This window comes from Chroococcidiopsis sp. CCNUC1, assembly GCF_023546805.1.
Lineage (GTDB): Bacteria > Cyanobacteriota > Cyanobacteriia > Cyanobacteriales > Chroococcidiopsidaceae > Chroococcidiopsis > Chroococcidiopsis thermalis.
Window position 1 is genome coordinate 69,850 of the sequence record NZ_CP097482.1, and the last position, 17,958, is coordinate 87,807.

General features: G+C 49.1%; 3 protein-coding genes and 1 pseudogene. All 4 read right to left on the minus strand.

Annotated features, from left to right (window positions below; translation table 11 throughout):
- Positions 1 to 41: 41 nt before the first annotated feature.
- The 4 genes and pseudogenes from M5J74_RS31380 to M5J74_RS31395 all read right to left on the minus strand — a co-directional run bounded on the left by M5J74_RS31380 (position 42) and on the right by M5J74_RS31395 (position 17,929).
- Positions 42 to 5,021 (minus strand): SDR family NAD(P)-dependent oxidoreductase, encoded by a 4,980-nt coding sequence (locus tag M5J74_RS31380; protein WP_371934131.1) that lies wholly within the window; start codon positions 5,019 to 5,021, stop codon positions 42 to 44.
- A 162-nt stretch (positions 5,022 to 5,183) separates the two neighbouring features.
- Positions 5,184 to 7,838: pseudogene (locus tag M5J74_RS31385) on the minus strand (type I polyketide synthase); the annotation flags it as partial.
- Entirely contained in the window at positions 7,831 to 14,418 is a 6,588-nt protein-coding gene (locus M5J74_RS31390; RefSeq protein WP_250017948.1) for a type I polyketide synthase, read from the minus strand. The pseudogene M5J74_RS31385 and the gene M5J74_RS31390, both read right to left, overlap by 8 nt.
- Positions 14,419 to 14,428: 10 nt before the next feature.
- On the minus strand, positions 14,429 to 17,929 hold the full coding sequence (locus tag M5J74_RS31395) for an amino acid adenylation domain-containing protein (protein WP_250017950.1): 3,501 nt from the start codon (positions 17,927 to 17,929) through the stop codon (positions 14,429 to 14,431).
- Positions 17,930 to 17,958: the final 29 nt, after the last annotated feature.

The window sequence follows — 17,958 nt, forward strand, 5'->3', positions numbered from 1 at the left end:
CAATGACGGCAATGCCATTCAGGGAAGTTTGAGCGGATCGATCATTCACGGGCGCGTCTCCTTTGCTCTATCAATGCTTCGTCTGCCTCGATCGCCACTTGCAGCCGATCGGCTCGTTCGTTGAGTTGCTGCGGATCGGATGGATCGGTCGATTCACCCTTGAGGTAAGTTGCCAAGGCGTGAATCGTGGGGTATTCAAAAGTATCAGCCACTGATAGATCTCGATCCAATTGATGCTGTAATTTGCTGCGTACCTGAACAGCCAGCAAAGAATCTCCACCCAAGTCAAAGAAATTATCGTGAATGCCAATTTCTTGAATGCCTAACACCGCTTGCCAAACGTTAGCAATCGCCCGTTCAATTTCATTTTCAGGGGCAATATAGGCATTATTCAGCTCTGGACGTGAATGAGCGATCGCGGGTGCAGGAATTTCTGAGACCGTACTTTCCGGTTCTAGTCTGGGGCGTGAGAATGGTGACTGGGACGATGAGTCAAATAATCCAATTGTTTCACGCGGAAAGACCAGAACTTGTGGTAAACCGCTACTCAGCACGCGACGGAAGACTTCGATTCCCTCTGATGGAGATAGCCAATCTTGAAAATTGGGTGCGACAGATCTTGTCGGTTGAGCCGCACGCTCGCCCATAGTAGAGGTTAAAGCCGCTGCAACTCCCCAAGCCGTTCCTATCTCTGGCACTGCAAGCTCGGTGAATGGGAAATTTGGTTTTATCTGTGCGATCGCTGTGGTTCGGTCTTGTAATGACACGACAATTTTACCGATGTGTTTAGCTCGTGCCATGTATGCGAACGCATCGGCAATTTCGGTTACGCCAAACACTCGATAGGGCAGGGGTCGGAATTTTTCATCATTTAGCTGTTGTATGACTGCTTGCCATAGGGAGTGAAAATTGGGTAAGTCGCGATCGAGATGAACGGCAATGAAAGAAAGGTTGTTGCGAAATGGACGTAATCCCAAGGGGCGATCGCTCAGGATATCACGCAATCCCAATTCCAGAAAGCGTCCGTATCGCGCTAAGGCAGATAAACTTCGCTCAATGAACTCGCCGCTCAATGAATTTAAGACTACATCCACTCCGCGTCCGTTGGTGCAGCTCATTACCCCTGCGGCAAAGTCTAGCGATCGCGAATCAAAGACATGCTCGATGCCCAGCGAGCGCAAATAATCTCGTTTTTCTGGCGTACCTGCCGTGGCAATAATCTTGGCTCCTACTGATTGGGCAATCTGCACCGCTGCCATGCCAACACCGCCTGCTGCTGCATGAATCAGAACCGTTTCACCCGAACAGAGCCGTCCGTAATGAATCAGTGCTAAATATGCCGTGCTGAAAGCGATCGGGATAGTTGCGGCTTGTTCAAATGTCAAGGATGGTGGTTTAGGCGCAACCAGAGCTGCTTTCGTTGCGATAAACGGACTAAAGCAGGATGAGCCAAAGGCGATTACCTCATCTCCAACGGCAAATTGGGTAACGCCTTCTCCAACTTGGGCGATCGTTCCGGCACATTCATAACCGAACTTGAATGCTGCATCTGGCGGAGTCAGCAAGCCAAGAGCGATTAGGACTTCCTGAAAATTGAGTCCTGTTGCACTTACGGCAATTTCTACCTCTCCCGCTCTAGGTGCTTGGCGTTGCATCGGGTAGTAGGTGAGCGTGTCTAACTGTCCTGGGGTCGCAATGCTGAGATAACCATTTTCCGGTTTAGGCAGAGATGGAGCAGATGTATCCTCAATCCGTCGCAGCGTATAATCTTCAATCTCAACTAAAACCTTACCATACTCGTCAAACAGCGTTATCTGGAATCGTAAAATGCCTGTTGCCTCACGATTGGACTTTGCCGCTTTGATATGGCTGTAGATCTTGGCTGGCAGCGACGCATAGCAGCGCAGGCGTTTATAAGCAAAGGGAAGAAAGCGATCGCCATAAACACTACTGAAAAAACTTATGGCACTGTCGAGTAAGGCAGGATGCAAGCGATAGGTGTCCAAATCGGAGCTGAAAGCTTCCGGTAACTCAAATTGTCCAAACCCTTCATCTGTGCCGAATTGCAAACATTTTACGTTCTGCCAGCGGGAGCCAAGTGCCAGAAATTCAGATGCGATTTCGGGAGTGAAGTCTGTGAGGCGAGACTCATTGCAGCGAGATGCGATCGCCGATAAATCCTGCGACACCGCAAACTCGGTAAGAGCAACAATTTGCCCTTTGGCGTGCGCTTGCCATTGTCCATCGCGATCGGGTACTGCACTCGTAACCGCAAACTCGAACCCGTCATTAATGGGCTTAAACTCGATGCGGAGATCGATCGCGTTCCGCTCGGATACAACTAGCGGCGATAGGAAAGCTACGTCTTTTAACTCACAACAGAAGTTACCCGTGTGTTCCGTATAAGCTGCACGCACCAGTTCCAAATAAGCCGTGCCAGGGAGGGTAGGCTGCCCCATCAGCCGATGTTCTGCCAATACCCAGTGCTGCTGCGGACTGAGCCGAGACAAATAAATTACCCGATCCGCTTCCACTAAAGCCTGCTGGATCGCAGAACGATCGACCGAGCGAATTTGTGGAGCCGCAGGAGCCAACCGTTCTGTCATCCGCTTCGTTCCTTCAATGCCCATACCTTCGTTTTGCCAGCCATACCAACCGATCGCGGTTGTGAAGCGGCTAGTTGTGGCAGTTTTGTAGTGAGCAAAAGCATCAAGAAAGGCATTGGCAGCAGCATAAGCAACTTGGCCGAATAACGGTCGCACTGTTGCTCCTGACGAACAAAGGATGAGAAAATCTAACGGCATGTCTTTGAATAATGCTTCTAAAACTTGCGTGCCTTTAATCTTAGGTGCAAAAACTTGCTCTACTTGTTCAATGGTTTTCCGCTGTATAGCACTATCGCCCAAGACTCCCGCTGCGTGAATCACGCCGTCGATCGCCCCAAATCGAGATTGAGCTTGCGCGATCGCCGCTTGCATCTGCTCCAAATCACTTACATCTGCCTGGATCGCCATCACCTCGGCTCCCGATGCTTCGAGAGCTAAGATTTGGCGAAGCTTGCGACTCGTGCGTTCTTGCTCGTCGTGAGTGGCTAGCCATGATGACCAGTTTTCTCGTGCTCGAACCGATCGTCCCGTAAGGATTAACTTCGCTTGTACCGTCTTAGCAAGGTATTCCGCTAATGTCAGCCCGATCGCCCCTAATCCTCCCGTAATCAGATATACACCACCTTGACGCAGTTGAGGAACCCGACCTGCATCTAGCCGAATCGGTTCATAAGTTTGCACCCAACGATACCGACCCCGATAAGCGATCGAGTCATCTGCCGTTGTTGTCGTGAGTTCTGCGACCAATCGATCGACGAATGCAGTCGGCGAGCGATCGATCAGTACAACATCAATGCTGCGACAATGAAGATTTGCATACTCTTGTGATACGACTTTCATTGCTCCCAACAGAGTCGCCTTCTCTGGACACAGCGATTCTTCACCTGTAACAGCCTGCATTTGGTTAGAGATCGCCGCGATCTGCAAATCGTAGCTGAAGTGCTGTCTGCCGATCGCTTGTGCCAAAAACAGTAAGCTATAAAATCCTTTGGCTTGAATGGCATCAAACTCGAATTCGGTTGAGGGGCGACCGCTCGTAGTCACGCTCCATAAATGCACTATATGAGAGGGTGCTAAACCTTGGCTACTTAAAGCTTGTAGCAGCAGATCGTACTCTTGTGGCTGCTTCGGATTGAGGGTATAACAATGATGCTCATCCTGCCTAAGTTGCTCTCCTGCTTTGACCAGAACGATCTCTGCTCCCTGCTGCTGGAGTTGTTTTGCTAGCTCTGTTCCTAGACCGCACTCATCTAGCCAAATTAACCAGCATCCAGATACTGCATGACTCGACGCTTGGGACGGTAGCATAGCGCGTTTCCAAGACGGTAGATAAAACCAATCGGCAAGATCGGATTTTTTACTAGACGTTGTTTGAACGATCGGAGTTTGGCGATCGCCAATTTGCTCGGTAAACGCTTTTTGACTAGGATCTTGACTGGGAACCGTGCTGATAGTATCAGCTTGGGCGACGATCGCATGTTGTCCCAAGGTATCCGTTTGCGGATAGGCAGCGACCGTTGTAAAACCGCGTGACAGCAATATATCTCGCCATTCGGTTTGCGACAAGAAAGGAGTACCGCGATCGCCTCGTTTATCCTCTAATTCTTTAACCAGCAATCCCCAAGTGATATCAAAATCAAGTTGTGGTTGCGTCATCTCCCACACCATCAAGATTCCTTCAGGCGCTAACAGCGATCGCACGTATTGTAAAGTTCGCTCCAAATCTCGTGTGGCGTGCAGCACGTTGGCAGCAATAATGATGTCAAAACTGTGCGGTTCGTAGCCCTGAGCTTGCGGTGAGGTTTCCAGATCGAGGAGGCGATAGTTGATAAAATCATAATTGCCAAACCTTTGCTGCGCCTGGGTAAGGAAACCGCTACTAATATCAGTAAAAGTATAAGTGGTTCGCTGCGGGGGGAGAATGGGCAATAGTTCGGCTGTCGTGATGCCCATGCCTGCGCCGACTTCGAGAACTCTCAACCTGACATCCGCTGGTAAATGTTTTACGATGGACGCTAGGCTAACGCGAACGATCGCGTTGTAGTAATTTGCCCATGGAAAAGTAGGATTGGTATCGCTCGCCCGATTGTAAATCAGCGCATCGAATAGTTCCAAGGGCTGTTTTGCGCCAGTCAACACTGCTGCTAAACAGTCGCCACAGCCTTGAATCAGTTCCATCACCTGCGGCGTATCTGCCCATCGGACTTGGGTTGTTTCAATTAGAGAGGCGATCGCCGATTCAGAGACTGGCAAAAATTGGCTGTACCGATCGACCTGTTGCTGCAATTGACCGCGTTCGACCAATACTTGCAGCCATCGGCGCAATAATTGACGGTATCTTGGCAGAATGCGGCATTGTTCTAGGATCGCTTCAACGGTACAGGCATCAAGTTGATGGAATGCACCCAATTGCATTAACGCCCGATTAATGTAAGCAACACACAGGCGATCGAGCCAAACTTTGTTTTCTAAATAAGCGGTTTGATTAAAAGTGGGAATTCCAGCCTCTGCTTGATGTTGACCTGCCGTAGCGATCGCCTGCCAACGATCTTGAGATGTAATTGGCAATGTCTTGACAGTAGAGGCAGGTGGATCGATCCAATAACGTTTTCGTTCAAACGGATAAGTGGGTAAGGGGATTCGCTGCCGCCGTTCTTGCTGATAAAATCCACTCCACCGAATCGAAACTCCAGCTAACCAAAGCTGCCCCAGCGTTTGCAGTAAAACCACCAGATCGGGTTGATGCTCTTGAGGATGACGAATTGAATGGAAAACTGGCTGGTTGGATAATTTGGGGTGCGATCGCGCTAGCTTACTCAGCGTTCGTCCTGGTCCGACTTCGAGGAAAACAGATGTAGAGTCTTGAAACAACACCTGCAAGCCTTCAGCAAACCGCACCGTTTGCCGTAAATGGGTTGCCCAATAATCGGGATTTGTTACTTGTTCTGGCGCGATCCAAGTTCCCGTAACATTGGAAATGAAGGGAATTTGCGGCGGTTTAGGCGCTGCCTGCTGCACTCGGTTTGTAAAGGTAGCTAAAATTGACTCCATCATCGGAGAGTGAAATGCATGAGACGTATGCAGGCGACGGCAATCAATTCCTCGTGCATTCAATGTTTCTTGTAATGATGCGATCGCTTCTGTTGTTCCTGACAGTACGCATGAAGATGGCGCATTGACTGCTGCCAGTGCCACAAATTCATTTAAGTAAGGCTGCAATTCCGCTTCCGTCAGCGATACCGCTATCATTGCACCTGTTGGCAAGGATTGCATCAACTGACCGCGTGCTGCTACAAGCGACAGTGCCGCTTCCCAGGTAAAGACACCTGCAATCGTTGCTGCCACATACTCTCCAATGCTATGTCCTACCATTGCAGTAGGACAAACGCCCCAAGACTGCCACAATTGCGCTAAAGCATATTCAATGACAAACAGAGCGGGTTGCGCGATCGCGGTTTGCTGTAACGTTTGGCTGGCAGTCTCAGCCGAGTCTGGGTGGGGATAAAGAATTTGCCGCAAATCCAGCCTGAGATATGGTGTGAGGAATTCGGAGCCGCGATCGATCCATTCTCGAAAAACAGGTTCATGCTCGTAGAGATCGCGTCCCATCTGGACATATTGCGCCCCTTGTCCAGGAAACAGAAACACGACAGGGCGATCGCCCTCTGTGGATGGCGCAGTGTGTAACTGCTGCGGATCGAGCCTACTAAGCGCAGCGATCGCTTCCTCGCGGTTTTGGCACACTAGCATCCGTCGATGGGAAAAAGCCCGTCGCCCAACCTGTAAGGTGTATGCTACATCTGCCAAATTCAGCTCTAGCTGCTGTTGTAGACAATTAGCTAAGTTAGTCGTGGCGGTTTCCAAGGCAGAGGCAGTTTTTGCCGAAAGGAGCAACAATTGCCAAGGACGAGATTGACTTGACGCTGGTAGCGGTGGCGCTTCTTCTAACACCACATGGGCGTTAGTACCACCAAACCCAAAGGAACTCACACCTGCGCGTCGGGGAGTGCTATTACGTTGCCAGTCGGATAGTTGAGTATTGACGTAGAAAGAACTGTTGGCAAAATCAATTTCAGGATTTGGTTGCTCGAAGTGTAAACTCGGTGGCAGTTGTTTGTGATGCAATGCCATCACCGTTTTGATTAACCCTGCGATGCCAGCGGCAGAGTTGAGGTGTCCGACATTGGTTTTGACTGAGCCGATCGCGCAAAATCCCCGCTTTTGAGTATTAAATACTTTTTGTAAGGCGCGAATTTCGACTGGATCGCCTAAAGCAGTTCCAGTTCCGTGCGCTTCAATGTAAGAGATCGTCTCAGGATCGAATCCGGCAAAGTCTTGCGCTTCGGCGATTACTCTGGCTTGACCGTCTACGCTGGGAGCCGTAAAACCAACTTTTCCCGCTCCATCGTTATTGACAGCCGAACCCTGAATCGTAGCATAAATGCGATCGCCATCCGCTAATGCGTCTTCCAACCGCTTGAGTACAACGATCCCAACCCCACTGCCGAATACTGTTCCTCGTGCTTTGGCATCGAAGGTGCGGCAATGTCCATCTGGGGAAGCAATTCCTTCTTTCTGGTACAAATAGCCTGCGGTATGCGGTAACTGAATGGAAACGCCGCCTGCCAATGCCATATCGCATTGATAACCGAGCAGTCCTTGACAGGCTTGATGTACTGCCACTAGTGAAGTAGAGCAGGCTGTGCTGACATTGATACTCGGTCCCTTCAAATTTAGTTTGTAGGAGACACGGGTAGGAATGTAGTCTTTATCATTGCCAATCCCCAATGCTTGCCAGCCTACCGAATCTTCAATGAATTCTCGATTGGCAATTAAATTTTCAACCAGATAAGTGCTGAGATTGCCACCTGCATATATCCCGATCGAGCCATCATAAGTATTCGAGCCATATCCGGCTTGTTCTAACGCATTCCACGCACACTCCAAAAACAACCGATGCTGAGGATCGGTGATAGCTGCTTCGCGAGGTGATAGCTCAAAGAAAGCCGCATCAAAGCGATCGATATCTTCCAGCACAGCTCCCGCTTTGACATAGTTGGGATGGTGCAACAAAGAGGGATCGATACCAGCTGCAATCAATACCTCATCTTCAAAGAATGAAATGGATTCGCGACCGTCCCGCAGATTCTGCCAAAACTCTGCAACGGTCTTAGCACCAGGGAAGCGCCCCTCTATGCCAATAACTGCAATTCCCTGCAATGAATTACTCATGCTCTCGTCTCCTCTGCCTTGCCAGTTGCATCGTTTCTAACGCTTCTTTTTGCTTGTTACTGCGATCGCGTACCTGCTCTCGCACGGGTTCCTCTATCTGCTGACGGCTCAAATGGGCAGCCAGTGCGCTTACAGTGGGATAGTCAAATAGTTCTGCCGTTGAGAGACTGCCTGGAAACACGTTTTGCAGTTTGCTCCGCACTTGCACGATCGACAACGAATCGCCACCCAGTTCAAAAAAGTTGTCGCGAACTCCGACTTGCTCAACGCCAAGCACTTCTTGCCAAATTGCAGCGATCGCCCGTTCTATTTCATTTCGGGCAAGCGCGGTAGATTGACTTGGTAAAGATGAAATTGATGGACTTGTATTAGCTGGAACGGATGCGCTTGATGGCTGGGGATCGCGCTCTGTCCGTGTCAGCAAATTGCGAGTGGAGATGACAATTTGCGGTAGAGCATGAGCCAAGACGCGATCGAACACTTCTACACCTTCGCAAGGCAATATTCCATTGTTCTGTAGCTCTTTCTGTACTTGGGTTTTGATGGGGACAGCGGATTGTTTTGGTTTGAGCGATCGATCTTCTTTACCCGATACAATTAGTTTTTTGAGTGCTGCCCAATCTTGCAAAGACACCACTAACTTACCAATATGCTTGGCTTGCGCCATGTAACTAAAGGCATTCTCAATCTCGGTGACAGCAAATATTCGATGCGGTAATGGCTGGAACACTCCATCCCGAAAGCGTTGCCCTACTGCTTGCCATACTGAAGTAAAGTCTGGATGCTCTGGTTCGGCTTGAATCGCCAAGAATGATAGCCGTTTTTCAAAGACACCAAGTTCCAAAGAACGGTTACTCAAAATATCGCGCAATCCCAATTCCAGAAAGCGTCCGTATCGCGCTAAGGCAGATAAACTTCGCTCAATGAACTCGCCGCTCAATGAATTTAAGACTACATCCACTCCGCGTCCGTTGGTGCAGCTCATTACCCCTGCGGCAAAGTCTAGCGATCGCGAATCAAAGACATGCTCGATGCCCAGCGAGCGCAAATAATCTCGTTTTTCTGGCGTACCTGCCGTGGCAATAATCTTGGCTCCTACTGATTGGGCAATCTGCACCGCTGCCATGCCAACACCGCCTGCTGCTGCATGAATCAGAACCGTTTCACCCGAACAGAGCCGTCCGTAATGAATCAGTGCTAAATATGCCGTGCTGAAAGCGATCGGGATAGTCGCGGCTTGTTCAAATGTCAAGGATGGCGGTTTAGGGACAACTAGAGATGATTTTGACGTAATAAACGGGCTGAAACAAGATGTGCCAAAGGCGATCGCCTCATCTCCGATCGCTATTCCTTTAACGCCTTTCCCCACGCGGACAACTTTACCCGCGCCTTCGAGTCCTAGCTTGACTTCAACGTTTTCTGGATTAGGAATTAATCCCAGTGCAAATAGAATTTCTTTGAAGTTGAGTCCAGTCGCCTGCACCTCGATTTCTACTTCATCATCGCCAGGTTGCTGACGCGAGGTAGGGTGATAGGTCAAGGTATTAAGTTGACCAGGTGAAGTAATGCTCAAATACCCATTTTCAGGCTCAACCGCAGTGGAGCGATCGCCAGAAGAGGTGCGATCGCCCTCAACTCGCCTCAAAGTGTAGTCTTCAATTTCAGCGAGAACGCGACCGCATTCATCTAGCAGCGTAATATCAAACCGCAAGGTCTGGGTTTGAGCGTTAGGTTCAACGGCTCGAATGTGACTGTAGAGTTTAGCCGGAAGCGGTGCATAGTAGCGCAAACATTTATAGCTAAATGGAATAAACTGACCGTCGTAGGTGCTGCTGAGAAAACCAACAGCACTATCAAGTAAAGCAGGATGTAAATGATAAGTTTGCAAATCTTCTGCAAAGGCGATCGGCAATTCTAGTTGGAGCCAGCCTTGATGAGTGCCGAGATTAACGCGCTGAAGCGTATTCCAGCGAGGACCAAAGCTGAAGGAACCAAGGCGCGTTTCAGATTTTGATTCAAAGGTGAGATGTTGATCGCAATTCGATGCGACCGCCTCAAGATCGATCGTTTTTGCTCGTTGTGGATCGGTTGGAACAATTTCTCCTCTTGCGTGTTCCTGCCATCGATCGGGTGCTGTTGCACTGAGAATGACAAATTCAAAGCCATTCCCACACGGCTGAAGACGAGTTTGCAGATCGATCGCACCATCCCAATCCGCGAACAATGGCATCATAAAAGTGACTTCTCGCAGTTCGCAAGCTGAGCTGCCTGTATACTCGGTATAAGCAGCTCGTGCCAGTTCCAAATAAGCAGTGCCTGGTAACATGGGCTTTCCCATCATGCGATGCTCGTTGAGTAGCCAATGCCGATTTGGATGTAATTGAGTCAAATAATCGAGCCGATCTGCTTCTACCCGACATCGATCGAATAAAGGATAAGTCGTTGACTTGAATTGCAGAGTCGATCGCGCTAATTGCTCGACAGCTGCTGCACCCATACCTACAGTTTGCCAGCCATCCCAGTTGACTGAAATAGCAAACGTGCGATCGCCTATTTGACTGTGGGCAAAGGCATCTAAAAAAGCGTTGGCTCCAGTATAGTCTGCTTGCCCAAAGCGTCCTTCAATTGCCACGATCGACGAACACAGCAAGATGAAATCGAGATTCTTATCTTTGAATAATTCACTTAGAACAAGTGTACCCTTGACTTTTGGAGCCAAGATATGCTCTGCTTGCTCCACTATTTTACGCTGCATCGCACCGCCGCCTGGAACTCCCGCAGCGTGAATTACGCCGTTAATTTGACCAAAGCGAGTGGTAATTTGAGCGATCGCCTCTTGCATTTGCGCCAGATCGCTCACATCTGCCTGGATTGTCAATATTTCCGCTCCACACGCTTCTAGATCGAGGAGTTGGCGAATTTTACGGCTGGTGACATCTTGCCCATCGTGTGAGGAGAGCCAAGCTGACCATTGAGAGCGATCGGGAAAGGCAGAATGACCTAGCAGAGCTAGCTTAGCACGTACCGACTTAGCTAAATGCTCGGCTAGCGTTAAACCAATTCCACCCAAGCCGCCCGTAATCAAATAAACACCACCTTGTTGCAATCGAGCGGGGGTGTCTGGCGATTTTGGTAGCGGAGTTGGTTCAAAGGTTTGCACCCATCGCTGCGTGCCGCGATAGGCAACGATCGGTTCGGGAGATGCTGCCTCTATCTCAGCGATCGCATTATCTAGGAATCGCTCGATTTGCCAATCGCCCAGTGAAGGTAACGTTACATCAATACTGCGACAGCCAATATTGGGGTATTCTTGAGGAATCGTTCGCACTGGACCCAATACAGTTGCCTTTTCTGGATGCAGCTTGTCTTCACCTGTTACGGCATGGAGGCGATTAGAGATAACAGCGATCTCAAACCGCTCGGATAAAGGTTGTTTTCCTAGTGCCTGTGCCAGAAAGAGCAAGCTATAAAAGCCTTGCATCTGCGTCCGATCTAGCGATTCCAAGCTAGACGATAAATTGTCCTCTGTTACAGTCCACAGGTGCAGAATTCGGTGCGGTAAACAGGCTTGAGTTTGGAGTGCATCGATCAGTGTTTCATAATCTTCCGCTTGTTGGGGATTAATGATGTATTGGCGATCGCCCAATTGCTGAAACCCCGAACCAGTTTTTACAGTAACGACATCTTTACCTTGAAGTTGCAATCTTTGAGCCAATTGTGCGCCCAAACCGCAATCGTCGAGGAAGATGAGTGTAGATGAGGCTAAATTGTCTGTAGGTTGAGCAATAGGCGCGATCGACGGTTTCCAGAATGGTAGGTAAAACCAATTCTCTATCTCCAACTTGGCAGATGGTTCGCTCAGCGTCTTGCCATTTTCCGTTTTTTGCCTGCCGCCCTCATCCTTCTGGTGCTCTAGCCAATATCGTTGTCGTTCAAATGGATAGGTTGGTAAAGGAACTCGATGTCGTCGTTCCTGCTGATAAAATCCAGTCCAGTCGATCGCCACTCCCTCTAACCAAAGTTGACCTAATGTAGTTAACAAGCGGCTCACATCAGATTGGTTCTCTTGGGGATGGCGCAGAGAAGTAAAGACCGATCGTGTCGTTTCTGAGGATAATTGCCGTTTCATGAAAGTGCTTAGCGTCCGCCCTGGTCCAACTTCTAGCATGATGGCGTTGGACTGTTGTAATAGTTCGGAGACACCAGCCGCAAAGTTCACAGTCTGCCGTAGATGCATTGCCCAATAATTGGGATCGATCGCCTGTGCCGCTGTCATCCAGGTTCCTGTAACATTGGAGATTAATGGTATTTGAGGAGGATGACGCTGTATTCGCTGCACTTCAGCTGCAAAGCCCTGCATAATGGGTTCCATCATGGGGGAGTGAAACGCATGAGAAGTGTGTAGTTGGCGGCAATCAATGCCTTGATGAGTGAATCGCTCGTGTAAAGTCGCGATCGCCTCCTTCTCGCCCGATACTACACAAAGGGATGGGGCATTCACAGCCGCTAAAGCAAGAGATTCATTTAATAGCGGTCGAAGTTCGGCTTCTGGTAATGGTACTGCCAGCATGGTTCCAGACGGCAATTGCTGCATTAACCGTCCTCGTGTTGCCACCAATGCCAGCGCATCTTCTAGACTAAAAATTCCGGCGATTGTCGCTGCAACGTATTCTCCAATGCTATGTCCTACCATTGCAGTAGGACGAATACCCCAAGACTGCCACAATTGCGCTAAAGCATACTCGATCGCAAATAGGGCAGGTTGCGAGATCGCGGTTTGTTGTAACGTTTGGCTTGCCGTCTCAACGATATCGGGATTGGGATAGAGACTCTGCCGCAAATCGAGTCCGAGATGTGGCACGAGTAACTCAGAACTGCGATCGACCCATTTTCTAAAAACAGGTTCATGCTCGTAGAGATCGCGTCCCATTTGAACGTATTGCGCCCCTTGCCCAGGAAACAGGAAAATCATGGGGCGATCGCCTGCTTGTACGGTGTGAGTCATGAGGTGCTGAGGATTGGATGCGGCGATTGTGGCAATGGCATCTGCTCGATGCTCGCAAACAACCATCCGGCGATGGGGAAAGGCGCGTCGTCCGACTTGTAAGGTATATGCCACATCTGCCAAATTTAGCTCTGGATGCTGTTGCAGATAATTCGCGAAATTAGCCGTTGTCGTTTCCAACGCTGATGGTGTTTTCGCAGATAGCAACAGCAATTGCCAGGGACGAGACGGACTAGAAGGCTGTGCGAGCGGCGCTTCTTGTAGCACGATATGCGCGTTAGTGCCACCTACCCCCAACGAGCTAACCCCAGCTCGACGCGGCGTGCCATTTGCTTGCCATTCCGTTAGCCGAGCATTAACATAGAAGGGGCTGTTGGCAAAATCGATTTTGGGATTGGGTTGCTCAAAATGTAAGCTCGGCGGAATCAATTGATGTTTCAATGCCAGGGCAGCCTTGATCAAACTAGGAATGCCCGCTGCAACGCCCAAATGCCCAATGTTGGTCTTGACAGAGCCAATCGCACAAAATCCTGTTTTGTTGGTACTCGCCCGAAATACTTCCGTCAGTGCTGCCACTTCAATCGGGTCGCCAAGAGCTGTACCCGTTCCGTGCGCTTCAATATACGCGATCGTTTTCGGAGCGATGTCTGCGATCGCCAATGCCTCGCTAACAACAGCCGCCTGTCCGTCAATACTAGGAGCCGTATACCCGACTTTGATCGATCCATCATTGTTAATGGCAGAGCCTCTAATCGCAGCATAAATGAAATCGCCATCGGCGATCGCGTCAGATAATCGTTTCAATACGACAATACCCACACCGCTACCAGGAACCGTACCTTGGGCATTAGCATCAAAGGCGCGGCAATGTCCATCAGGCGAGAAAATACCACCTTCTTGATAGAAATAGCCAGCCTGTCGCGGACCTTTAATATTGACTGCACCCGCCAAGGCAATATCGCATTCCCCGTTGAGCAGGCTTTGACTGGCAACATGTACTGCTACTAATGCCGTAGAACAGGCAGTTTGCACCATCAAACTCGGTCCCTTGAGATTGAACTGATAGGATGCCTGAGTCGCTAAATAATTCAAATCGTTGCCAAAGGAGGCTTCTACTCCCACCATTGAGGGGCGCAAAAAGTCTTGATGCGTACTGTAGTCTAGGTAATGGCTGACATTACTGCCAGCAAACACCCCCACGGAACCAGCGTACTGTTCCGAGCTATAGCCTGCTTGCTCCAACGCTTCCCAAGCACATTCTAAAAAGATCCGCTGTTCTGGATTGGTCAGACGTGCTTGCCGAGGGCTAAAGCCAAAGAAGTTAGCATCAAATAAATCTAAATCGTTTAATAAGGGATCGGCTTTAACATAGTTTGGCTCTTTAAACCAGGCTGGATCGATACCCCATTGCGATTGAACCCGATCGCTAAAAAATGAGATAGATTCAACGCCATCGATCAAATTGTGCCAAAACTCATCTAGCGTTTTTGCTCCTGGAAAACGGCACGCCATACCGATGATAGCGATCGCCTGACTGTCGGATCGATCCAATCGATCTAGATTAAATTCGCTCATATTATTTCCTCTAGGTATTTCCCCGTCTTGCCCGTTGCTGCATCAATGCCTTTCGCCGATCGGCTCGACTTAGCTGCTGGTGCGTGGGTGTTGTTTGAGCATCACTATGGCTCAAATAGTCGCTCAAGGAGCGAACTGTGGGATGTCTAAACATTTCCACGATGGAGATATCCCGATCGAACCGTTCTCGTAATTGGACGTGAACTTGAATCAGCTTGAGAGAATTACCGCCCAAATCAAAAAAATTATCGTCAATGCCTACTTTTTCCAGCTGAAGCACGGTTTGTACGATGGTAGCCAGCGTTTGCTCTAATTCAGTTTTGGGGGGTGCATAAACTGTAGCGATTGACGGTTGAAACAGATCGGGAATGGGTAATGCTTTGCGATCGACTTTTCCATTAGCAGTTAGTGGCAACGTTTCAATAGTGAGGAAAGCGGTAGGCACCATATAATCTGGTAGCTTACTTTGCAAAAACGATCGCCACTCTTGAATCGATGACGCATCCTGGGATTTTGCAACGGACTCGCGATCGGGAATAATGTATGCGACAAGCCGCCGCTCTTCGCGTGAAGTGCCAATGGCTGAAACTATAGCGGTCTGAATGCTGGCATATTGTTCTAAGATCGTTTCAATCTCACCCAACTCAACCCGATAACCATTGATTTTGACTTGGAAATCTTCTCGTCCTAAAAACTCTATATTTCCATCTGGAAGATAGCGTCCCAAATCGCCTGTACGGTACAGGCGATCGCCTGTACGAGGATGGGTAATGAAACTAGCAGCGGTCTTAGCTTCATCACGCCAATAGCCTTTAGCGAGTCCGATACCACCTATATAAAGTTGACCTGGAACCCAAATAGGACAAGGCTCCAAGGCTTCATTTAATACATGGAACTGTTGATTCAACATGGGAGATCCATAAGGAATACTCTTCCACGTTGGATCGACTTGTCTGATGGGATAAAGAATTGACCAAATTGAAGCTTCTGTTGCTCCACCTAAACCAATGACATTTACCATTGGAAACAAGGTACGAATTCGATCGGGTAATGATAGGGGAATCCAATCGCCGCTGAGTAGAGCGAGGCGAAGCGTATCGGCGAACGGGTGTGGGAAATTGTGAGAATTTAGCTCGGAGTCTCCCGCTCTCCTCATTCCTAGCTCCCGATCCCCGATTCCTTGCAAATATTCCACTAGCATTTGCATTAAGGCTGGAACTGAATCCCATATCGTGACTTGATGCTGTTGCATCAGTTGCAGCCAATGAGCCGGATCTTTACGGCGCACCGCATCGGGAATCACGATCGCTCCTCCGGCGGCTAATGTCCCGAATATGTCATATACAGATAAATCGAAGTTTAGCGATGATAAAGCAAAGACGCGATCGCCAGAATTCACTTGAAATCGCCGATTAATATCGAGAATCGTATTGACGGCTCCTTGATGATGGATCGCGACACCTTTGGGAGTGCCAGTCGAACCGGAGGTGTAAATTACATACGCTAGATCCTGCGGCGATTGAATCACCTCTGGTATCGGCGCATCGGAACTTTCCATCCGATCGACACAGAGGCGATCGATTCCTGCTGGAAACGTCAAAGTTGCTTCTAATTTAGATTGGGTCAGAATCCAGCGCACCTCTGACTGTGCCAACAACTGCCATTGACGCTCGGTAGGTAATTCTGGATCGATAGGTACGTATGCAGCTCCCGCTGTCAAAATGCCGAGAGTGGCAACAACTTGTTCCCAGCCTTTTTCCATCACGATCGCCACCAATTCATTCGGCTGTGCGCCTAATGCCCGTAACCGATCGCCGAGCGTACAAACCCGATCGCGCAATTCCCGATAGCTTAAGGTGCGATCGCTTGTAATGACTGCTGCCTGTTCCGCATGTAACGAGACGCGATCGAAGAATAATGTCTGAAGCAGCGCATCTTCAAGAATGGGAGACTCTGTGGCGTTAATTGCACCGATTTGCTGCCATTGATGGGCTGGTAGCAATTGCTGTGGAGCGTACCATACTGCCTCATCATCCGCAAGACAATGTAAGAAGCGACTATACGCTGCAAACATGTCATCTAATAAACTGGGTGGAAACAATTCTTCCACGCAGTCCCAGTTCAAAATCAAAGTGCCTTCCGTTTCATAAACTTGATGATCGAGATAGACCTGCGGCGTTTGCGTCAGCATATAAACCAGTTTGCCAAGGAGATCGAGCGATGAGGCAGGTTTGCCAAGACCGTCTTGCGATAGGGTTCCATTGAAGCTATCTCGAATCAGGCTCTCTTGCGTCAACATGCTGGTAAAGACTACGGGCATCAATGCCGCAGTGGGTCGCTTTTGCAAACGCGCTAACTCTCGTAAAACCTGCACGCCGCTAAAATACCGACGATCTAAGTCATCCCATAACTGCTGTTGAATTCGTCGCGATCGCGTCAAGAAGGAGTTTGATTCGGCACTATCGATCGCAAGTAGCGTCAGCGAGGTAAAGTCGCCAACGATTTCATTTACTTGAGGATGCAGCGGTAGGCGATTGAATAAGGTGAGGTTGATGGTAAAGCGGGGAGATTTACTCCACAAGGTTAAAATTTCAGCAAAAGCGGCAAGCACTATTCCTGATGGGGTCAAGCCAGCAGTTGTGGCTCGTTGCTTTAGCCGCTCCCAAGTCTTGGGATCTAATTGAGTGCTACGACGCACGAAGCGAGGCTGTTGAATTGCAGATGGACTTTTGACCAATGGCAATTCTGGTGAAGGCGGGAGGGTTGGTAAACGGCGTTGCCAGTAAGCTTGCGATCGCTGATAAAGTTGCGTTTTTTGCAATTGCAACTCAGCTAAAACATAATCTCGAAATGAGAGATCGCAGGCGGGTAAAACCGTTTCTGGACGATCGATCAGTTCTGCTAATTCTCGCAATAGAATTTCAAAACTCCAGGCATCGCCAATTAATACATCTAAACTCAGGCACAATCGCACCCGATCGTCGTCGAATTGCACCAATTGAAGATCGAACAATGGATATCGATCGGCAGGCAACATCTGATGCGATAAGCGATCGCGAATCGCTGTTAATTGTGCGGCGACCCGATCGGGAGGATGCGATCGCAAATCTAATACTTGTACTGAATAGGACGGTACTTGAGGTAGAATGCGCTGTTGTCCGTCAGGTTGCACGATCGCTCGCAACATCTCATGGCGATCGATCAGTCGTTGCCACGCTCGTTCAAATCGTTTTATATCTAAATTGACAATATCGATTTCAAAATAGCCATGTGTTGCAACATTACCTAATTCAAATTCCCGATGGCGACCAATCCAATATGCCTGTTGCACGTCAGTCAATGGAAAGGGCTGATACCGCTCTGCCAGATTTGGTACGATCTGTGGTAACGTCTCTTGCGTTTCGGCTTCAGGAGAGCCAAATTTTCCTTGTAATCGTTTTTCTAACAGCGCCCGTTTTTCTGGAGATAGCCTTGCCCGTTGTGCTAAAACATTTTCTTTAGTTAAATCCATCGTTTAATTCCTGTATCTAATAGTTGGAT

Excerpts from the sequence above, each read along its gene's own strand:
- M5J74_RS31390 (WP_250017948.1), bottom strand. The coding sequence starts at position 14,418 with ATGAGCGAATTTAATCTAGATCGATTGGATCGATCCGACAGTCAGGCG.
- M5J74_RS31380 (WP_371934131.1), bottom strand. The coding sequence starts at position 5,021 with ATGCAATTGGGTGCATTCCATCAACTTGATGCCTGTACCGTTGAAGCG.
- M5J74_RS31395 (WP_250017950.1), bottom strand. The coding sequence starts at position 17,929 with ATGGATTTAACTAAAGAAAATGTTTTAGCACAACGGGCAAGGCTATCT.